This window comes from Pseudomonas sp. GL_139_B (assembly GCF_057834475.1).
The window spans coordinates 3,489,172-3,510,821 of sequence record NZ_CM174403.1 but is presented as its reverse complement, the minus strand read 5'-3'; the positions used below and the strand labels follow the sequence as shown (position 1 = coordinate 3,510,821).

Here is a 21,650-nt window from a genome sequence, read left to right as displayed (position 1 = left end):
GCCCTGATGTTTTACACGAGCAAGGCCTGCCCTTTTTTGGGGTGAATGCTGATAACGCGGCGATCAATCGGTGACAATAGCCACGCCGCTGCCCAATAAGCCTTACCCCGGAGTCAGAATTTCAATGCCGCCACTCACCCACTTCGATGCCCCGTGCCCGGAGCACATCAACAGCCAGATCCTGCAACTGGTCGTCGATAACCTGACCGACATCAGCATGGTCGGCATCGCGCCGAGCAATCCACTGTACAACGTGTACCAATACACGGTCGGCTTCGAAGTGCACCTGTACCTGGAAGCGCTCAACGGGGCCAAGGGGATTGCAGTCGAGTTGATCGTCGCCACCGACGATGAAGACCCGTCGAAGGTCATCGGTTTCCTGCTGTACCTGCCGATCAAAGACGATCCTCAGGCCTGCGGCGTGGCTTACATGGCGGTCGACGCGGGCCATCGTCGTACAGGTGTCGCGCGCGCCATGCTGCAAGACATGATCAACCGCTACCCGCACGCCGAGTTGACCTGCGCAGTCGCCAAAGTGCCGTGGTTTGAGTCGATGGGCTTTCAGGTGTTGGGCGTACGCGGCACGCAAGTGCTGATGAACACCCGCGACCACAGCAGTGACGGTCTGATGGGGCTGCTGGATGTGGCCTCGATCTACAGTTCTTTAGAGGTTCGGCAGATCCATCACTACTTGCTGCAAAAGCACGGCAAGCGCGCAATGATCGATGCCGAGAAGCAGCGTGACCGACATCTGGACCAAATGACCCGCAACGCCAAGGTGTTTGTGCTGAATCGTTTAGGCCAGAACGCGGCGAACGAGCCGCGTCTGGACTAGACCCATAGGTCCTTTCGGGAGCGCACGGTCGCCCGACCGTGATATTCTGCGCGCCAACTTGGTTTGACCTGCTCAGTTGGCCCGTCTTGGAGACGTGCCGACAGGATCAATGTCGCTCAAGTAGCTGAAGCCAATAATGATAAAAAGTCAGTTCAGTAGGGACATATAACTGAGGTCGACGCAGTTGGTCGGTCTTGTGTGCCCACCCTCCAGTCATCCTGTACGAACCCACACGACATCCTGCCTGAATGCCGTGAGCCCAGGGTTTTGTCGCGAAGATGGAAGGGCGGATGGCGTTTTATCATAGGTGTGACAGATGTTTAAAAAAGTGAACACGGCCCTGCTGGGGCTGGCTTTGTCGATGGGGATTACGTCTGTACAGGCGCAAGAGGCAAAGAAAGTCGATGTGCTGCTGATTGGCGGCGGCATCATGAGCGCAACGCTGGGTGTCTGGCTCAATGAGCTGGAACCTGGCATGTCGATGGAAATGATCGAACGCCTCGACGGCGTCGCTCAGGAAAGCTCCAACGGCTGGAACAACGCCGGTACCGGCCACTCCGCCCTGGCCGAATTGAACTACACCCCGGAAGACGATAAGGGCAACGTTCAGATCCCGAAAGCCGTGGAAATCAACGAAGCGTTCCAGATCTCCCGTCAGTTCTGGTCCTGGCAAGTTCAACAAGGCGTGCTGAAGAATCCACGTTCGTTCATCAACTCCACACCGCACATGAGCTTTGTGTGGGGCGATGACAACATCAAGTTCCTGAAGAAGCGTTACGAAGCCCTGCAAGCGAGCCCGCTGTTCGCCGGCATGCAGTACTCCGAAGACCCGCAAGTGATCAAGAAGTGGGTTCCGCTGATGATGGAAGGGCGCGACCCGAACCAGAAAGTCGCGGCCACCTGGTCGCCAATCGGCACCGACGTCAACTTCGGCGAGATCACCCGCCAGTTCGTAGCGCATCTGCAAACCACGCCAAAGTTCGATTTGAAGTTGTCTAGCGAAGTGCAAGACATCACCAAGAACGAAGACGGCACCTGGCGCGTCAGCTACAAAAATCTCAAAGACGGCAGCAACGCCGAAACCGACGCCAAGTTCGTGTTCATCGGCGCGGGCGGCGGTGCACTGCACCTGCTGCAGAAGTCCGGCATTCCTGAAGCCAAGGAATACGCTGGCTTCCCGGTGGGCGGCTCGTTCCTCGTGACCGAAAACCCGACCATAGCCGAGCAACACCTGGCCAAGGCCTACGGCAAAGCCTCCGTTGGGGCACCGCCGATGTCGGTTCCGCACCTGGACACCCGTGTTCTGGACGGCAAGCGCGTGATCCTGTTTGGCCCATTCGCGACCTTCAGCACCAAGTTCCTCAAAGAAGGTTCGTACCTGGACCTGCTGACCACTACCACCACGCATAACGTGTGGCCAATGACCAAGGTCGGCATCAAGGAATACCCACTGGTTGAGTACCTTGCCGGCCAGTTGATGCTGTCTGACGAAGACCGCATGAACGCCTTGAAAGAATACTTCCCGAACGCCAAAGCCGAAGACTGGCGTCTGTGGCAAGCCGGCCAGCGCGTGCAAATCATCAAGCGTGATGAAGCCGCTGGTGGTGTGTTGAAGCTGGGCACCGAGATCGTTTCGTCTGCTGACGGCTCGATCGCCGGCCTGCTGGGCGCCTCGCCAGGCGCATCGACCGCTGCACCGATCATGCTGACCGTGCTGCAGAAAGTGTTCAAAGACAAAGTGGCTTCGCCAGCCTGGCAGGAAAAACTGCACCAGATCGTGCCGAGCTACGGTACTCAGCTCAATGGCAATCCTGAGAAAGTGGCCGAGGAGTGGGCTTACACCGCCAAGGTGCTGGAACTGACTCCGCCGCCAGCGATGGGTCAGGTGATGGCTCCGGCTGCTGCTGCGGCTGATGCCGGGAAAGCGCCGAAGGCTAATGCTGCGACTGATATGGCTCTGTAACCAGAGCGCTATTCAAAAGCCCACTGAACCGGTAACGGTCAGTGGGCTTTTTTGTGGGACATGGTTTTCAAAGGGCAGATTCGGGCTCCCGTTAACAGCCGAACACATCGAAGAGTGACAAGATTGCCCCCGTGGAAAAAATGAAGAGGAAGAGTACAAAGGATTGGAGTATCGGCTTACTACGCATCGGAGTGATCCGTCGGAATGGGCAGTGCATCGCGCTCAAGACGTTCGGTGACTGGAGGTCTTGTTGCCATGGGGCCCACCCCAACAGCGATCATGCTGATGAGAGGGAAACTGACGATGGAATACCACCCCGGGAGATTGAGTGTGTTGGTGGGTGCAATCGAGCCAGTCATTCCACGGCGCAGGCGATTGAGCAATACATCGGCTACATGCATAGGGAGTACCCCCAAGGTGCGCTGCTTATCTAGTTGTAGCAGCTTCAACGACACAATAAAGCACTGGATGAGAGCAGAGCATTCTCTATGCCAAGAGTTGAACGCTGTTTAATTTCTGGTCGAAGTGGTCCATTTATGCCCAGCGGCGCACATGAGGAGGTACTGTTTGCGGCATTTCGCCAGCAACACTAAGTCGATAAAGCCCATATATGGGGATTATTTTCCCGGCGTGTGGGGATAGCGACTCCACAGAATGCTGTCGGTAAACCACGTGCTGGATCAGGTAGATCGAAAAGGGTAGGCGAGGGCGTTGTTTCAAAATGCTGTGCAGTGAAAAGCCCCGTCCCCTTTGAAGGGGCGGGGCTTTATGCGTTCCAGTGTCTTGTTCTGAGCGAAGGCTCATTGTCTGTGCAGTATCACCGCAGCCTAGCGAACACCCGCACCTGCCATGGACTCTGGCACCCACTGCGCTGTCGATAGCGCCTCGGTATAGCGAATACCGCCATGAGGGCCTACCACGCCATTGATGTTGTAGGTGCCACGCGACAGGTCGTATGTCATGAAAGGGGTGGCATCCGGGACTTGTTGGTCATAGCTCTGGCTGAGGAACGCGAAGGAGCCACGGTAAAGCTTGCCACTCGTGTCGTATTGATCAGAGGCCACTGCGGCCCAAGTGTCTTCATCCAGGTAAAAGCGGCGTTTCTGGTAGATGTGCGTAGCACCGGCCTTGAGGTTGCCCTCGACGACGTAGACGCGGTGTTTTTCCCAGCGTACGAAGTCCGGGGCAATGAAGTTGGGGGTGGTCAGCGACTTGGCATCGGGAGCATAGGTCAGCTTGTAGGTGTTATAGGGCACAAACATTTCTTGCTTGCCCACCATCGTCCAGTCGTACAGTTCGAGTGCACGGGCCGTACCGGGGTTCGGTGTGTCGTAGGCCAGGATCGAAATCTGTTTGACCCGGCGCTGGGCCGGCATGTACTGCCAGGCACGGCCAGGACGCTGCAGCGGGTTGGTGGCGTTCTTGAGCATGATCGACTCGCCGGCTCGCCGTGCAGGGCTGGTATAGGACAGTTTCAACTGGTAGTAGAGGTCGGAGTTGTTGATGGGCTTCGACAGGTTCTCGTAAATCGGGAAGGAGACGAATGCCTCGCCGGTGACAGCCAGACTCGCCACGCCCGCCGAGTCGACGTTCCAGGAGTCGTACTTGGACCGGATGTTGACGCCCTGGTAGCGCAGCAGGAAATTCCACATCGCCTCGGCACCCGATTTCGGGATCGGGAACGGCACACCGGGCAATACGTTATCGAAGGCTATCCCACCATTGAGGGAGGTGGCGGCAGTGGCGTTCTTGCGGCTATTGTCCAGTACCGCTTGCGGCAGCGATGCGGTGCGGTGCGTCGGGTACACGTCGATGCGGTAGTCGGGGTAGCGCTTGGCCAACTCGACGGTGGTGGCCGTGAGCATGCTTTTGTACTGGTCAACGTTCTTGCCATTGATCACCAGCAATGGTTTCTCGTTCGCATAGGGATCCGGGCGCATGCTGTCACCGACCTTGAAGCTGGCCGGGGCAGTGGTCAGGCCACCGCTATAAGGCGGAATGGAACCATCGGTATTACCGGCCTTTTCAGCGCCTACCAGCGTCAGGTTGGTGCCCAGTTGGGCGGCTTCCTGACTCGATACATAGGCCTGTGCATCGATGGCCAAGGCCATGAGCAGTGGGGCAGCCAGAACTCTTTTCACGAATTTCATATTGTTGTTCTCCTGCTTGGCGTACCAAGCAACTCGTGACGCAGGCGCGGCAGTCGCGTTCGCCTTGTGGGCGATCAGACTGGCTCAATCGCCAGATGCTTTTTATAGCGCCCATTAAAAAGCCCCCGAGTCGGGGGCGCATGTCATTTGGCGACATTCGCTTGGCTTTTCATGACAGCTCAGGATGTCAGCGTGAGTGAGAGGCCCCATTCCGTCGCTCTACGTGCCCTTCAGGCTTTTGGCCGTTACAATGCGCACCTCGACCGTGACAAACCAGATAAAAAATATGTCTCTGCCTAAACATCACCTGGAACTGCTCAGCCCCGCCCGTGACGTGAGCATCGCTCGCGAGGCCATCCTGCATGGTGCCGACGCCGTGTACATCGGTGGCCCGAGCTTCGGCGCCCGGCACAACGCCTGCAATGAAGTCAGCGATATTGCCCGACTCGTGGAGTTCGCCCGTCGCTACCATGCCCGCGTGTTCACCACGATCAACACGATCCTGCATGACAACGAGCTGGAACCGGCGCGCAAGCTGATCCACCAGTTGTACGATGCGGGCGTCGACGCGTTGATCGTTCAGGATCTGGGTGTGATGGAGCTGGACATCCCGCCGATCGAGCTGCACGCCAGCACCCAGACCGACATCCGCACATTGGCACGGGCAAAGTTCCTGGACCAGGCGGGTTTCTCCCAACTGGTACTGGCCCGTGAGCTGAACCTGCAAGAGATTCGTGCCATCGCCGACGAGACCGATGCGGCGATCGAATTCTTCATTCACGGTGCGTTGTGTGTGGCGTTCTCCGGGCAGTGCAATATTTCCCACGCACAGAACGGTCGCAGCGCCAACCGGGGCGACTGCTCCCAGGCCTGTCGTTTGCCTTATACCCTCAAGGACGACCAGGGCCGCGTCGTCGCCTACGAAAAACACCTGCTGTCGATGAAAGACAACAATCAGAGCGCCAACATCCGTGCGCTGGTCGAAGCCGGCGTTCGCTCGTTCAAGATCGAAGGACGCTACAAGGACATGGGCTATGTGAAGAACATCACGGCCTATTACCGTCAGCGTCTGGACGACGTGCTCGAAGATCGTCCGGACCTGGCTCGGGCGTCCAGCGGCCGCACGGCACACTTCTTCGTGCCCGACCCGGACAAGACCTTCCACCGTGGCAGCACCGACTACTTCGTCAGTGAGCGCAAGATCGACATCGGCGCCTTCGACTCACCGACCTTCACTGGCTTGTCGGTGGGCGTGGTGGAGAAGGTGGGCAAGCGTGATTTGCAGGTGGTGACCTTTGAACCGCTGTCCAATGGCGACGGCCTTAACGTGCAGATCAAGCGCGAGGTGGTGGGCTTTCGCGCCAACATCGCCGAGCCCAAGGGCGAGTTCCTCGAAGAGGGCCAGAAGCGCTATCGCTACCGGGTCGAACCCAACGAAATGCCGGACGGGATGTTCAAGCTGCGGCCCAATCATCCACTGAGCCGCAATCTTGACCATAACTGGCAGCAAGCCTTGCAGAAGACCTCTGCCGAGCGTCGTATCGGTTTGAGTTGGATGGCACGTCTTGACGAGCAGCGCCTGCAACTGACCGCCACGAGCGAGGAGGGCGTCAGCGCCAGCCTGTCGCTGGACGGTCCGTTCGGCCTCGCCAATAAGCCGGAGCAGGCCTTGGAGCAACTGCGCGATCTGCTCGGTCAACTGGGCACCACGGACTATCACGCCACCGCCATTGAGCTGGTTGCACCCCAGGCGTTCTTCATTCCCAACTCGCAGCTCAAAGCCTTGCGCCGCGAAGTGATTGACGCATTGACTGTGGCCCGCCTGCTCGCCCACCCAAGAGGGCATCGCAAGGGCGAAACCAGTCCGCCGCCGGTGTATCCGGAGTCGCACCTGTCATTCCTGGCCAACGTCTACAACCAGAAGGCTCGGGACTTCTATCACCGCCACGGAGTCAAGCTGATCGACGCGGCGTTTGAGGCCCATGAAGAAACCGGGGAAGTGCCGGTGATGATCACCAAGCACTGCCTTCGTTTCTCCTTCAACCTCTGCCCCAAGCAAGCCAAAGGTGTCACCGGTGTCCGCACCAAGGTTGCGCCGATGCAACTGGTGCACGGTGACGAGGTGCTGACGCTGAAGTTCGACTGCAAACCTTGCGAAATGCACGTCATCGGCAAGATCAAGGGCCACATCCTTGACCTGCCGCTGCCGGGCAGTGTTTCGGAGCCGGTCGTGGGTTACATCAGTCCTGAAGACCTGCTGAAGACAATTCCTCGGGCGCCGCATTGAGTGACAGGCGAGTGCTGGGCGCACTTGCAGGGCGTGCCTGCTGACTGTTGCCATAAAGGAATTACCTAGAGCACTAAGGTGATCGCCGTACTCCAAGGGGTTCGGCGCAATATCTCGCCTTAGGGCTCTGGAATAGGCTAATGGCAACGAATTGGCGGAGCCCGTTATGCGATTGTTTGAACTGATGACCTTTACGGTGCGTGTGCGTACCGTTGCAGATGCACTGGTCCGAATCGAGGCCGCGCTGGCCAAGCCCGGGGTGGGTGGCACATTGATGGGGTGCTGGGCGTCGGAAATCGGCCAGCTGAATCAAATTGCCGTACTGCGCGGTTATGCCGACGAAGGCCTGCGGCAAGCGGAGCGCGAGCGCTTTCTGTTGGAGGGCGATGCGTTCGGTATCAACGCCTTTATCACTGACCTGCGAATCGAAAACTACAGCTTGTTCCCGTTCCTCAATCCCTTGAGCGCCGGAAAGCATGGCCCGTATTACGAAATGCGCGTGTACGATCTGGTCAGTACCGGGTTGCAACCGACACTCGATGGCTGGAGCAAAGCCGTGGAGCCGCGTACCGCCGAGCAGTATTCGCCGGTGTATGCGGCGTTTTATGCCACCGACGGTGCCTTGCCGCGTTACCTGCACATCTGGCCGTATTCAACCCTGGAGCAACGTCTGCAAGTGCGGACTCAAGCCGTGGCAGACGGTGTATGGCCACCTGAGAACTCCGGTCCGCAACTGCGCGACATGCGCTCGACGATTTACCTGCCTGCGGCTTTTTCGCCTTTGCAGTGAGTGTGTGAAGGCGCGGTACTCGAAATCAGCCACTGCTGAACAATCGACACCGGCCGTTGGGCCCCTGGCGGGCAATTGCGCCCAGCGGCCATTGGCCGCCTCTGGTCATGAGCCCGCACCTCCGTCAGGCGCGTACCGGGTACGCGGTTGAGTTTCTGAGTGTCCAGCTTGCTACTAAATAGTTTTCCCGTCGGTTTCGTTGTGGATCAAGTTCACCAGGTAAACCCACTAAATGTTATGAGCTAATAACCTCGTGTTTATAGCCTTTCGAACAATCTTTTAAGGGGTTTGTTATTAGAGGTGTTCTTATATCTTTAGAATAATTTGTGATTAGTCACAGCTGCTTTTATGTCTTTATGATCTGTCCCACAACTACTCGTGAGACAGGAGGTAGCTCGATGACTATTCAAATTAAACCGGTCGCTGGTCGAATTGGCGCACAACTGGACGGCGTAAAACTAGGAGGGGACATCAGTGCTGAATATTTCGAATTTATTAATCAGGCATTGCTGAAATATAAAGTGCTGTTTTTTCGCAACCAACATCTGGATGACGCCGAGCACGAAGCTTTTTCCCGACGCTTCGGTGATCAGGTGCCGCATCCGACCGTGCGTTCAGCTGAACAAAGCGCCGCCATTCTGCACCTGGACGCCAAGGAAACCCGAGCCAATTCCTGGCACACCGATGTCACCTTTGTGGCTAACTACCCGAAGATATCCATCTTGCGCGGTGTGGTTATTCCACCTTATGGCGGCGATACAGTGTGGGCCAATACCGCAGCGGCCTACGCCGACTTGCCAGAGCCATTGAAACAACTGGCCGATAATCTGCGCGCATTGCACACCAACTTATATGACTATGCGGCGCCGCGTAATACCAATGAATCGGGCCTCATACGTTATCGCGAACAGTTCACCGCCGAAGTCTACGAGACCGAACATCCTTTGGTGCGGGTGCACCCGGAGTCGGGTGAAAGAAGTTTGTTGTTGGGGCACTTTGTCAAACAGATACAGGGTGTAAGCAACAGCGATTCGAAACAACTGATTCGCCTGTTCCACGACCGAATTACCCATGTCGACAATACCGTGCGCTGGCGCTGGGAGGAGGGCGATGTGGTGATTTGGGACAACCGCGCCACACAGCACATCGCGATCAACGACTACGGCGATGCCCAGCGCATCGTGCGCCGCACCACCATCGACGGTGATGTGCCGGTCGGGGTGGATGGTCGCTTGAGCCAGGCGCTCAAGCCAAGTCCGGATACCCGCTCACCGAAAACCGAAGCCGACAAAAAACATCTCGCCGCCTGACAGCGAGCTCATGGACACAAGGAAGGTTGCATATGGAACTCAAAGGTATTCCCCTGTTTCTCAAATGCAGCATCGCTGCCGCACTGGCTACGGTTTTTTTCATTCCCCTGGCTCAGGCCGATGTATTGCGCATTGGTGTCGCGACAGCCGGTGGCGGTGATCCGGTGACGTTCAGTGGGTCGCCTCTGAGCATCGTGCGCAACCAGCAACTGTTGGAAAAGGCCTTCGCCGGGACCGGGACCGACGTGCAATGGTTCTTTTTCAAGGGGGCTGGCCCCGCCGTCAACGAAGCCTTGTCAAACCAGCAACTGGACTTCGCCTATCAGGGCGATCTGCCCGCCGTCGTCGGACGCTCCAATGGGCTGGACACCAAATTGTTGGCCGCACTGGGCGTACGAGCCAATCTTTACCTGGCCGTTCCCAAGGGCTCTGACATCAAAAGCATTGCGGATCTGAAGGGCAAGAAGGTCGCGATTTTTCGTGGCACCAACGGCCATCTGGTGTCGATCAATCTCTTGGCGGAGCAGGGTCTTACCGAACGCGATATCAAGGTCATCAACCTCGATACCGGCAGCACTCAGGCTGCATTGGTTTCCAATGGAGTAGATGCTGCATTCGGCGGTCGCGAATTGTTCAAGCTGCGCGATCAAGGACTGATCGACATTGTTTACGACAACCCCACTCAGGATGTGCGCTACACCCGACAGACCGCACTGGTCGTTCGGGGTGCCTATGAAAAAGAACATCCGGACAACGTGCAGAAAGTCGTCGATACGCTGGTGGATGCGGCGAAATGGACCTCGCAAGAGAGTAATCGTGACGCGGTCTTCACGGAGTGGGCCAAGAGTAATGAACCGGCAGAATCACTCCGTGCCGACTTTACCGGGGTGAGCATCAGGGACAAAGCCTCGCCGCTGGTCGACAACTTCCTGCTTGGCCGCTATCAGGCCGTGGCGGATCAAGCCAAGGAAGAAAAACTCATCCGCCGCCCCGTCAGTATTGATGGCTGGTTCGAGACCCACTATTTGCAAAATTCCCTCAAAGCCAAGGGGCTTGAGAACTTCTGGACGCCCTACGGTCCGGATGGCAAACAGCCGGCGGGTGATGCAGTAGCGGCCGCGACCAGCAAGCAAGGGAGCTAGACAAATGGCCAGGGCACAGACCGTCAGACTAGCGCCATACGCGGCGCCGGCATTGCCGAGCGACAACGTTAAACGTTTTCCACCGTCACCGGTCCGCCCAGTACGCAAGATTGAGGTGTCGCGCCAGTCAGCCTGGCCCTCCAGTCTGGTTGACAAGGCCTTGCCCTGGCTGTTGCCGCTGGTTTTGCTTGGCTTATGGTACTTGGGGGTGGAGCGCGGCTGGCTTTCAGAGCAGGTGCTGCCTGCGCCAGGGTATGTCTACCAGGCCTTGTCGGACCTGGCCACCAGCGGTGATCTCTGGCTGAACGCGTCTGCCAGCCTGCAGCGGGTTGTCGTCGGATTTACCTTGGGCGCCTTCATCGGCGTGGCTCTGGGCCTGGCCATGGGGCTGTCCAGGACGTTAGAGGATTGTCTCTTGCCCACCTTCAACGCACTGGTGCAAATACCGGTACTGGGCTGGTTACCGTTTGCCCTGTTGCTGTTTGGCATCGGCGAGACGCTCAAGTATGTGTTGATTGCCAAGGCGGCCTTGGTGCCGATCACGCTGTGTACCTTGCAGGCTTTCCGCCAGGCGCCCAAAGGGTTGTTGGAAGTCGGCCGGGCCTACGGTTTCAGTCGTCGACAAAGCGTTACCTCCATCGTCTTGCCTGCGGCTATCCCGACGCTGTTTACCGGTTTGCGTCTGGGCTTCACCAAAGCCTGGTTGTCTCTGGTAGTGGTTGAGCTGGTGGCGTCGAGTGAGGGGTTGGGTTACCTGATCGTCTATGGGCGTCAGCTGTTTCAACTGGACTTGGTGATGGCGGCCGTTGTGGTGGTGGGTGCGCTTGGTCTGCTGATAGACCGTGGTTTCGATTACGTGGAGAAACGCCTCAATCGTGGTCGGCCAACTGCCGGGGGGCGCCTGTCATGAGCACGATTTTGTCAGTAGGTAGTAGCAGCCGCCGGTATCGCGGTTGGGTTTTGCCCATTGCCGCCATTGCCGTGTGGTGGCTGGCATCGAACCAGGGCTGGAGTCATTCCGGGTTGTTCGTTTCGCCAGAAAAAGTGGCTGCAACAGCCTTGGATCAAATGGCCTCGGGTAAATTCTGGCGGGCCATTTCTGCCAGCCTGGCGCGCAACCTCAGTGGCTTCTTTATTGGGACCACGCTGGGCCTGGTACTGGGTTGCCTGTTGGGCCTGTCGAGGTATTTCGAGCGTTTAGTCGGACCGAGCTTCAATACCTTCAAGCAAATATCGCTGTTCGCCTGGATCCCGTTGATCTCGGTGTGGTTCGGCCTGGGCGATGTGGCCAAGGTGGTGTTCCTGTCATTGGCCGCAATGGTGCCGGTGGTGGTCAATACCTGTGACGGTTTGCGCAACGTCCCGCCCAACCTGTTGGAAGTGGCGCGGGTATACCGTTTCACCCGTTGGCAAACCATCGTCGGGGTGATGCTGCCCGCCGCGTTGCCGTCGATTTTTACCGGGCTGTATCTGGCGCTGGTCTATTCCTGGCTGGCGACCATCGGCGCTGAATACCTGCTGGTATCGGGGGAGGGGATCGGCAATACGCTGATTGATGGCGGCGAGCATTTCATGATGGACCTGGTGTTGTTTGCAATGGTGGTTATCGGCCTGGTGGGATGGGGTCTCAACGCTTTGGCCCGGACACTTGAGCGACGGATGCAGCGCCTGTATGGCATCGCTCCCCGTTGATGGGCACTTTCAAAAGGATCGCAACATGCTCAACAACAGCCTGACCCTGGAAAACATCAGCAAGCGTTTCGCTTCCCGACCGGGCAGTTCGACGCAGTTGCAAGTACTCGACAACATCCAGCTCGACATTGCGCCTGGCGAATTCATCAGCATCGTCGGCGCCAGCGGCTGCGGCAAATCCACGCTGCTGCGCCTGATTCTCGGCCTGGACGAAGAATACGACGGGCGCATCCTGCTGGATGGCAAACCCATCGAAGGCACTGGCCTGGAACGCGGCATTGTGTTTCAGGATCACCGTTTGTTCCCTTGGCTCAACGTCGAGCAGAACGTCGCGGTCGGGCTCAAGAATTCACCCCTGAGCGCTGCGCAGAAACACGAGACCGTGCGCGAGCACATTGAACTGGTTGGCCTGCAAGACTTTATCGATGCCTACCCGCATCAGATATCCGGAGGCATGGCGCAACGCGTGGCGATAGCCCGCGGCTTGGTCAATCGGCCGAGCGTGCTCTTGCTGGATGAACCGCTGGGTGCGCTCGATGCCTTGACCCGTGCGCGCCTGCAGGGCGAGCTGCAAAACATCTGGGCCAAGGAAAAAATCACCATGATCCTCGTCACCCACGATGTGGATGAGGCGGTATTCCTGGGTGATCGCGTGGTGGTGATGCAACCGAATCCTGGCCGCATCCGGCGCATTCTCGACATCGATCTGCCGCGCCCGCGCAACCGCAGTGACAGTCGCTTCATCGCCCTGCGCGACGATGTGCTGAGCGATTTCGCCGAGCTGCACTGAGCCTCCGCACCGCGCGCAAGCCCCTATTTTTTATGCCTGCTTTTTTCAAGGAACGGGAAATGTCCGAACGTCAGCTCAGCCTCAACCTTTTCATCTACCCGAACGGCCATCACGAAGCCGCCTGGCGTCACCCGCAGTCGGTGCCGCAAGCGTCCATGGATATCGGCTATTACCAGCAACTGGCGCTGCGCGCAGAACGCGAGAAGCTTGATGCGATTTTCTTCGCTGATTCGCCGTCACTGGCCGAAAGCGGGCGTGAAGGTCTGCGCATTCGTTTCGAGCCCATTACCTGGCTGGCGGCGATTGCCGCGGTGACCCAACGTATAGGCCTGATCGCCACGGCCAGCACCACCTACAGCGAGCCTTACAATCTGGCCCGCTCGTTCAGTGCGCTGGATCACCTCAGCAAAGGTCGTGCTGGCTGGAACATCGTTACCACTTCCATGGCGGCTGCAGCCGCCAATTTTGGCCTGGACCAACATCCGTCGGCTCATGACCGCTATGCCCAGGCCGAGGAATTCGTGCAGGTGGTCGGTGACCTGTGGGACAGCTGGGAGGACGATGCGCTGGTGCTGGACAAGTCTTCCGGAGTGTTTGCCGACAGCAACAAGGTGCATTCGATCAACCACGTGGGCACTCACTACAAAGTCAAAGGCCCATTCAACTCACCACGTTCCCCGCAGGGGCGACCGGTGCAGGTGCAGGCAGGGTCTTCCGAGGATGGCCGTGATTTCGCCTCCAGAAATGCCGAAGCGATTTTCACCGCGCACCAGACCCTGCAAAGCGCGACCGAATTCGCCAACGATATCCGTGCTCGGGTGAAGTCGGTGGGGCGTGATCCTCGCCAGCTGAAAATTCTCCCGGGCATCAGCCCGTACATTGGCAGTACCGAAGCCGAAGCCCAGCGCAAGTTCGATGAGCTCAACGAACTGGTGCTGCCCCATGTTTCCCTGGGCCAACTGCACCGCATGTTGGGTGTCGACCTGTCCGGTCACGATCTGGATGCGCCATTCCCGCGCCACTTGGTCAATTTCGACAGCAGCGAGAGCCAGTCCAGTCGCTTCAAGCTGATCATCGACATTGTCGACCGCGAAAAATCGACGCTACGCCAGCTGATCAATCGCCTGGCCGGTGCTCGCGGGCATTGGGTTCCGGTCGGTACGCCGGTGCAGATTGCCGACCTGATTGAGCAGTGGTTCCGCAGTGGCGCTGCCGATGGTTTCAATGTAATGCCACCAGCATTCCCCGAGGGATTTGAAGTGTTCCTCGATGAAGTGCTGCCGATCCTGCGCAAGCGTGGGCTGTTCCGCCATGAATATTCGGGCAGTACGCTGCGCGAGCATTATGGTCTGAGCCGGCCGGTTTCGCGTTTTACCCTGAAGCCCGCCGGAGCGACCTTGCCATTGCGCAGCGCAGAGCAATCGCTTCCCGCCCCTGTTTGATCTCGTTCAGGGCGGTTGGAGGATTAGCGGGAGAGAGCCTCGAAAAACTTATGAGGCTCTCATCGCTAACGTTCTGTCGAAGACTCAGTGAGAGACAACCGGTGCCGTCACCGTCTTGCCGAACGCCGAGTTAATGGTGATGGTCGGGTTGGGCGACGGACCACTGCCGGTGGTCGTCACCGATATCCGCCAGCGAGCGCCGGTACCGGTCGGGGTCAGTGTGGCCGTGCCAAGGTTCAGCGGGCCCGCGGTGGTCGAGGCCGTCACGGTGATGGTATTGCCAGTGCCTCGCGAGGTAGTGCCGGCCAGGTCCCAGGTGTAGCGGCTGTTGCTGCGGCCAGTGACCGAAGCGCTGGTGACCACCAGGTCTTCGTTGACCGCCGCGGCGGCGACCGAGACGGACACCGTCGCCGGTTCCGACACCGCGTCTTTGGCGTCGCTCGCCTGATAGGTAAACGTCGCGGTGAACGGCGCGGGGACGATGGCCGGTGGGGTGTAGATCACGCGTACACCGTCGGTGCTGACCGTGCCTTTGCCCGAATCCGGCTGGTTGAGGCCTACCACTTTGAGCGGCAGATTACCGTCGGGGTCGGAGTCGTTGGCCAGCACGTTGATGGTCAGCGGCAGGCCGTTACTGCTGATGGCGCTGTCAGGATTGGCCACCGGTTTTTTGTTGTCCCCTTGGTTATCGTCGTCCTTACCACCGGTGCGGGCGGTCGGCAGGGCCGCAGAAGCCACGTAGGTGACACCGTCCCAGCCAGGCAGGGGCGTTGGCATCAACTGGAACTGGCCGGGATGCTCGACATCCCAACGCAGTAGCATCGAGGAGTCTTCGTGCTGGGTGTTGTGGCAGTGTTCCATGTAGGTGCCGGCAAATTCGCGGAAGTGAATCGCCATTTCGACATCCACCGAACTGTCGATCTCCTGACCGATGCGATAGACGTCCTTGCGCGCGCCTTTTTCCCATTCCGGTGGAGCTTTACCGTCGCGGCTGAGGATGATCCCTTCCTCAAAGTGCACGTGCACCGGGTGGCTCCAGCCATTGCCGCCGTTCTTGATTTTCCACACTTCAAGGGTGCCGTCGCCAGAGAACCCGGCGTCCGTCGGGCCGTTGGCCAATTGTGGGGCGGCGTTGATCCGACGAGGGTCCATGGCGTATCCGAAACCGCCGTCGGTCTTGACGGTCCAGGGTGCTTCGTCGGTGCCATCAGAGCGACCGAAAATGAATTCGCGATGCCGCGCCAGCTTGAGTTCGGCCTGGACGGCCGGATCGTCGCGATCGAGGGTTAGCGGAATCATGGTCTTGCCGGCTGGTTTACCCGGTTTCGCAGGTTCATAGTCGGCGGGGTTCATGCTCACGTCCTGGCCGGAATAGGGCTGAACCAGCAGCTGCATGAATTTACCCACCGCCGGATCACCCTTGTCCCATTGCGGGCCTTTACTGGATTGCTTGATCACTGCTTTGTATTTTTCGGAGAGCACGTCGGCCAGGCTCACTTCCTCTTTCTCCGGGCCCTTGCCGGTTTGGTGTTCCATCAGGTTGACGAAATACAGCTTGTCGCCGGTCTTGATCCCGTTTTTCGCGAAGTTGATGATGATGTCGTAACGCTCGGCGATCGCCTGCGTCGGCAGAACCGCGTTGTGCCGCTGTTTATTGCCGCCGCCGTCCAGGTCCATGCTGCCGTCGAAGGGCACGGCATGTTCCATGAGGTTGCCGTCGTTGCCGATCATGTGAAACGGCACGCGGGCGTAGGAGACGCCTGAGCCGGACGGCCCGGGGAATTCGCCACTGTTACCGGCGATTTCACGCACCACGGCAATCTTGAAGTAGCGCGACACCGAGCCGTTGAGAATGCGGAAACGATAACTGCGCGCACGCACTTTCAGGCGCGGCTGGTACTGCCAGTTGACCAGGATCTGGTCACCGAGAAAGCCGTCGGTGTTGAATGGGTTGAACCACAGCTGGCCGTTGGCATCCCAGGCCTTGTCCGCGATCACCAGGTTGACGTCATAGTCGCGGTTGCCCCAGGGCAGCGCCGAACCGCTGGGCAGACGCAGGTTGACCCCATCTTCCAGCGCTTCGTTGCCGCGATCGAGGGCGCTGTAGTAGTTCATCATCACCGCGTTGCCCTTGTAGACATTCTGCGCGGTGAAATCGAGCATGTGGTCGTGGAACCAGTGGGTGCTCATGGTTTCACGCCAGTCGCCACGGATCTTGATGCTGCCGTTGTCGCAGGTTTTCAGGCCCGGGTTGGTGTCGTTGACGTACAGGGTTTCGCCCGGTGAGCAAGGGAACGCTGCGCGTGGGTCGTGGGCGTCGGTGTTGATAGTGTCGTAACCGGCCAACTGGATCGGCCAGCGATAGTCGTAGTACTGGCCTGGAAAGAAGAACGCATTGGCATAGCCATCGCTTTCCGCCGGGGCGTGGCCGTTGTGTTCATGGGTACTGATGGTGTGCAGGCCAAATCCGGCGTTGGCGGCCGGGTCGATGGGCAACGCGTTGTAGTGACGCATCAGCGTCGGTTGACCGTATCGCACCATCAACAGTTTTGGCGGAAAGGTGCCGTCGAAGGTCCACAGCGACTTGTGATTTTGCAGGGGGAAGTTGGGGTGGAAACGGGTGTCGATGCCTTTGGTGGTACCGGTCGTGGTCGGGATGTCCGAGGTTTGGTAGTAGAGCCCACCGGGACCGAACTCGCCAGCGGCGTAGTTGTGCAGCTGACGGCGGTCGCGCATGCCGCCGTTGAGTTTGGCGCCCGCTTGCACGGTTTTGAAGGCGACCTGTGGGTAGAACTCGTTCCAGCGCTGATGCGACCAACCCTTTCCTGGCGGACGACCCTCGGCTGGCGAACCTACCGGATGACGGTTGAGGAACGCTTCGACCTGCGCCTTCCACGGATTGCGGTCCAGCACGTTGGAAAACTGCGACGGGAACGGGTAAAGCCCCGGCTGGCGCATGAAGGCTTCCAGCGCCGCGCTCGACGGGCCGCTGCGAGCGATGTTGTCCGGGTCCTGCGCAGGACCCGGGCCGACGGTCGGCACGGGGAATGTCAGTGGCGGCGCGGGCAGGGTCGGGTCGAGTTTCTCCGTACCAAATTCCTCGAACAGCAGCAATTGCTGGGTGAACGGTAGAGCCCCGAACAAGGGGCTGGGTTTACCGTTGGTAGGGAAGTTGAACGAGGTCTGCAAGTTCGGTGGCAGCACATTGTCTGCACGCGGCGTGTCTCGGTCGCCGTACACGCCATTGGGCAAGGCAATCGAGCCCTGGTTGGCTTCCGGCATTGTTTCCAAGGCGTCCAATGCAGCCTTGGGATCGGCAGGCGGATTGTTGAAGGCTGAAGGGTCCGTGGGCGGCGGCGAGCCGAAATCATCGAGCGGTGCTGCGCCGGCCTTGGCCAGGCTGAAAAAAATGACAGAGACTACGCCGCATTTTTTCAGGAGGTTGAGCGAACTGAACGTTGAAGCAACGTTTTTCATTGTATTCCCCTCGCGTAATGCCAAATGGCGAATCCCGCCGTCCCCAACGGAAACGACAGCAACTGCGTTGCAAGGGGTTATGGCAAAAGTCGGGCCAACTGCAAAAAGGGGAAAAAAGTTCAGCGTTATTAGGGGGTTGATTGGTAGTGTTTCTCAAAGGAAATAACTGAGTGGTGGGGGATATTCCTCTAAATAGGTGGCATTTTGCCTGATTGGGTGGGGGAACAATCCGTTGTTGGAAATGGAACATCTGCTTGCTTACTGTGATCATGCGTCGTCGTACAACATGGTTGTGGGCTCCAGGACCTCACATCGCGTCGTTAACGCTCGACAATCACACGATTGATGATCCTCTATCCAGCGAGTTCTGTAAGAAATCGAAATTTGCGCAAGCAGTCCTTGTCAAGACCAGCGGCTATTTTGGATGTTGACAGCCCATCATGTAACTAGATATAAATGGCGCAGTTGTACGACGACAGACGATACATCGACTGTTCATGCCAAAAAATAAAAAGAGTGCCGGCCCCATCATGAATTCACCTTGCGAACTCATCCCCGTCAACGTCGCTTCCTCTGGCCTGATCTTGTCTGCTTGCGCGCCCGCACAGTCAGTTCCGTCACAGGCGACTGTCCCGCCAAACCCCCGCTAGTACTCGCTACACGCCCAGCTCCAGCCACCAGCAATCGCACTGCGCGTGATGCAACCGGCGGCGGGGTACAGCATAAGTTGATCGCAAGACCCGGCTGAATCTGACCAGCCTTGGCGCGGACTCTTCGCGTTTTGGCGATGCACTACGACACTATTGATCTCGCTTGAAACCGAGAGATCATCACCATAATCCAATAATAAAGTGATGCCATGAATCTGAACGAGCCCATCAATGCGAATGCGCAAAGCGTCGGCCAAACGGTCGGCAAATACCGCTGGACGATCTGTGCGCTATTGTTTTTCGCCACCACCGTCAACTACCTGGATCGCCAGGTACTGAGTCTGTTGGCGCCACAGCTGTCGACGCAGTTTGGCTGGAGTAACACCGACTACGCCAACATCGCCGCGGTTTTCCAGTTTGTGTACGCGATTTCCATGCTGTTCGCCGGTCGCTTCGTCGACAAGATTGGCACCAAGAAAGCTTATATGTTCGCGATTGGCATCTGGTCCACCGGTGCGGTCATGCACGCCTTTGCCGTGCCAATGGGTGAGGGCATTGGCGCCCTGAGCAGCGCGCTCGGCCTTGCTGTCATTCCGGTCTCGATTGCTGGTTTCATGATATCTCGCGCGGTTTTGGCGATTGGTGAAGCGGGTAACTTCCCGATCGCGATCAAGGCCACCGCGGAATACTTCCCGAAGAAGGAACGCTCCTTCGCCACCGGCATCTTCAACTCTGGTGCCAACGTGGGCGCGGTCCTGGCACCGATCTGCGTACCGCTGATTGCCGGTATTTGGGGCTGGGAAGCGGCCTTTATCGTGATCGGCATGCTGGGCTTCGTCTGGGTCGCCGTCTGGATTGCGCTCTACCAGAAGCCGGAGCAGCAAAAGCGTTTGTCGGCACAGGAACTGGCGTACATCCGTAGCGATGAACCTGTGCAAATGGTCGCCCCGGAAGTGTCGGGTATCGCTGCGAAAAAAGTATCGTGGTTCAAGTTGCTGACTTACCGCCAGACCTGGGCGTTTGCCTTCGGCAAGTTCATGACCGATGGCGTGTGGTGGTTCTTCCTGTTCTGGCTTCCAACCTACCTGTCGGCACAGTACGGCATGAAGGGCGCAGACATCGTGGTACCGCTGGCCGTGTTGTACAGCTTGACGATGATCGGCAGTATCGGTGGTGGCTGGTTCCCGAGCTACTTCATGTCCCGCGGCGACAAGCCGTATGACGGTCGCATGAAAGCCATGCTGGTGATCGCGCTGTTCCCGTTGGTGGTGTTGCTGGCGCAGCCATTCGGTTACATCAGCTTTTGGGTGCCTGTATTGTTGATTGGCGTTGGCGCATCGGCGCATCAGGCGTGGTCGTGCAATATCTTCACGACGGTGTCCGACATGTTCCCGCAAAAAACCATCGCTTCGGTGGTCGGCATTGGCGGCATGGCCGGTGGTTTGGGCGGCGTTGTGATGACCAAGATCGGTGGTTATGTATTCGACTACTACAAATCGATCAACGATATTCACACCGGCTACATGATCATGTTCGCTATCTGTTCGCTGGCCTATCTGGTGGCATGGAGCGTGATGAAGATGCTGGTGCCTCGCCACAAGGAAATCACTGATCTGTAAACAGCGATCAGTGCAATAGAAAGCCCCGTCCCACTTCAGTGGGGCGGGGCTTCTTCGTTTTCAAGAACAAAAGATCGTGCGAACACGGCCCCTGGCGCCTGCAGGTTCGAAGTGCTGATCCGTATTTTCCCGAGCTATCTGCCTCTGTAATGCACTCAGTGGCAGGCTCACAATGGCGGCACACAGCGAACTCATAATGTAGGAGGCCCCAATGGGCAAGATGGCAATTTTCCTGGGTGGATTTCTGGTGCTGACCCTTTTGATTGGTGCTCTGGCCACGATCTCTCCCGTTTAATCCTTGCGCCACCAGAGTGCAGATCAAACCTCTTCGCGCCACCGCCGCGCCTGAACCACCAATGCCGGCGCAAAGTGCAGCACCACCATGCGCACCAGATGATGGGACAGGATGAACACAACGTTCAGTCCGCTACTGAAGGCGACCATGGAGATGGTCTCGATGGCACCCGGCATGTAGGCCAGCCATAACGACCAAGGATCGCTGGCCCAAACCCGCCCGGCCACGCCGGCAAACGCTGCGGCGATCAGCAGCATCAGGCCGACGGACATCAACGCGGCACGCCCGTGGCGAACGAGCTCAGCGAAGCTGATGTCCTTGAATTTCGAGCCGATCAGCACACCGAGCAGGACGGCGGCGGAGTTGACACTCCACGGAGGCATGTGAAATCCCTGCAGGTAGCCGGTCTTGACGTAGACGCCGGTGAGGACGATGGCGGTGAGCATGAACGGTGCCGGCACGCCAACGTTCAACAGCAAACGACCGAGCAACAGGCACAGGGCGATCAGCGACAGCAGGGTCAAGGCCAGGCTCATGTCCAACGGGTTGCTCTGGGCAATCGCCACATCGGTCTGTCCTGGAATGCAAAAGCTCACGAGGAGGGTGATGGAGAGCAGTCGCACCAGATGCACGACGATCACCTTGCCGGATGCGCGTTCGGATTCGAGCAAGTCGAACACCGCCGCGAGTGCACCGGGGTAGACGGCCAGCAGGGTATCCTTGCGGTTCCATCCGGCGATTTTCAGCAGCGCCAAACCGGCCACCGCGCTTTGAGCCATCAGGCACATCAGCATGACGCCCAGGCTGGGCAAGATGGCCGCGACCGTGTGGCTGTCCCACGACGTAAACATCAGGCCGGTCGCGATCCCCAGTACGATTTGCACGTAGCCGAGGCCGAAACGCAGGGTAGGGGAGAAACGCAGGTTACTGGCGATCATTGCGCTTGCGAGTATCGAGCCGAGCAACAGGCCATGGGGGATACCGGCGTATTGCAGCGCGGCGCCGACGCTGGTGGCGATCAATAAACACAGCAGGGTTTTCATGAGCCTTCCTTGATTCTTGAATTAACCGACGCTTCCATCCGGGCAGCCCATGTTTTCCCACCTAACGGCATGAAACGTCAAGAAGCCAGCTCGTCCTGTCCTTTAGGCGACATCTACTGGCTTACTAGCGTTAGTCGGTAATCTGTGGACGGGTTAGAGTCGTCA

14 protein-coding genes are annotated in these 21,650 nt (G+C 58.2%); 11 read left to right on the top strand and 3 right to left on the bottom strand.

What is annotated here, in order from left to right; all coding sequences use genetic code 11:
* The first annotated feature begins 124 nt into the window (after positions 1-124).
* Together AC3ISI_RS15915 and mqo are read left to right on the top strand one after the other, a co-directional pair.
* Positions 125-835: a GNAT family N-acetyltransferase gene (locus AC3ISI_RS15915; protein WP_489332784.1), complete on the top strand. Its 711-nt coding sequence runs from the start codon at positions 125-127 to the stop codon at positions 833-835.
* 316 nt (positions 836-1,151) lie between these two features.
* Positions 1,152-2,798: a malate dehydrogenase (quinone) gene (gene mqo / locus AC3ISI_RS15910; protein ID WP_489332783.1), complete on the top strand. Its 1,647-nt coding sequence runs from the start codon at positions 1,152-1,154 to the stop codon at positions 2,796-2,798.
* An 827-nt stretch (positions 2,799-3,625) separates the two neighbouring features.
* On the opposite strand, the gene AC3ISI_RS15905 is transcribed toward mqo, so the two are convergent.
* Entirely contained in the window at positions 3,626-4,948 is a 1,323-nt protein-coding gene (locus AC3ISI_RS15905) for a DUF1329 domain-containing protein (protein WP_489332782.1), read from the bottom strand.
* A gap of 286 nt (positions 4,949-5,234) precedes the next feature.
* Here AC3ISI_RS15905 and AC3ISI_RS15900 point away from each other — a divergent pair, with 286 nt between their 5' ends.
* The 8 genes from AC3ISI_RS15900 (at position 5,235) to AC3ISI_RS15865 (ending at position 14,401) form a co-directional block, all read left to right on the top strand.
* A complete protein-coding gene (locus AC3ISI_RS15900) occupies positions 5,235-7,235 on the top strand; it encodes a peptidase U32 family protein (RefSeq protein ID WP_489332781.1) in 2,001 nt (666 codons plus the stop codon).
* Positions 7,236-7,401: 166 nt separating this feature from the next.
* Complete coding sequence (locus tag AC3ISI_RS15895) at positions 7,402-8,025, top strand: NIPSNAP family protein (RefSeq protein ID WP_489332780.1); 624 nt, start codon at positions 7,402-7,404, stop codon at positions 8,023-8,025.
* A 398-nt stretch (positions 8,026-8,423) separates the two neighbouring features.
* Complete coding sequence (locus tag AC3ISI_RS15890; protein ID WP_489332779.1) at positions 8,424-9,335, top strand: TauD/TfdA dioxygenase family protein; 912 nt, start codon at positions 8,424-8,426, stop codon at positions 9,333-9,335.
* Between the two features lie 32 nt (positions 9,336-9,367).
* A complete protein-coding gene (locus AC3ISI_RS15885; RefSeq protein ID WP_489332778.1) occupies positions 9,368-10,477 on the top strand; it encodes an ABC transporter substrate-binding protein in 1,110 nt (369 codons plus the stop codon).
* A 4-nt stretch (positions 10,478-10,481) separates the two neighbouring features.
* Positions 10,482-11,387, top strand: a complete 906-nt coding sequence (locus tag AC3ISI_RS15880; protein ID WP_489332777.1) for an ABC transporter permease — start codon at positions 10,482-10,484, stop codon at positions 11,385-11,387.
* Positions 11,384-12,169 (top strand): ABC transporter permease, encoded by a 786-nt coding sequence (locus tag AC3ISI_RS15875; RefSeq protein WP_489332776.1) that lies wholly within the window; start codon positions 11,384-11,386, stop codon positions 12,167-12,169. The genes AC3ISI_RS15880 and AC3ISI_RS15875 overlap by 4 nt, the downstream gene beginning before the upstream one ends.
* A gap of 25 nt (positions 12,170-12,194) precedes the next feature.
* Complete coding sequence (locus AC3ISI_RS15870) at positions 12,195-12,959, top strand: ABC transporter ATP-binding protein (RefSeq protein WP_489332775.1); 765 nt, start codon at positions 12,195-12,197, stop codon at positions 12,957-12,959.
* Between the two features lie 59 nt (positions 12,960-13,018).
* Positions 13,019-14,401, top strand: coding sequence for an LLM class flavin-dependent oxidoreductase (locus AC3ISI_RS15865; RefSeq protein WP_489332774.1), 1,383 nt, complete (start codon positions 13,019-13,021; stop codon positions 14,399-14,401).
* 84 nt (positions 14,402-14,485) lie between these two features.
* Here the strand turns inward: AC3ISI_RS15865 and AC3ISI_RS15860 are convergent, their stop codons facing one another.
* Positions 14,486-17,878, bottom strand: a complete 3,393-nt coding sequence (locus AC3ISI_RS15860; RefSeq protein WP_489332773.1) for an Ig-like domain-containing protein — start codon at positions 17,876-17,878, stop codon at positions 14,486-14,488.
* Between the two features lie 859 nt (positions 17,879-18,737).
* Between AC3ISI_RS15860 and AC3ISI_RS15855 the strand changes: the two genes are divergently transcribed.
* Positions 18,738-20,147, top strand: a complete 1,410-nt coding sequence (locus tag AC3ISI_RS15855; protein ID WP_489332772.1) for an MFS transporter — start codon at positions 18,738-18,740, stop codon at positions 20,145-20,147.
* A 318-nt stretch (positions 20,148-20,465) separates the two neighbouring features.
* On the opposite strand, the gene AC3ISI_RS15850 is transcribed toward AC3ISI_RS15855, so the two are convergent.
* On the bottom strand, positions 20,466-21,485 hold the full coding sequence (locus tag AC3ISI_RS15850) for an AbrB family transcriptional regulator (RefSeq protein WP_489332771.1): 1,020 nt from the start codon (positions 21,483-21,485) through the stop codon (positions 20,466-20,468).
* Positions 21,486-21,650: the final 165 nt, after the last annotated feature.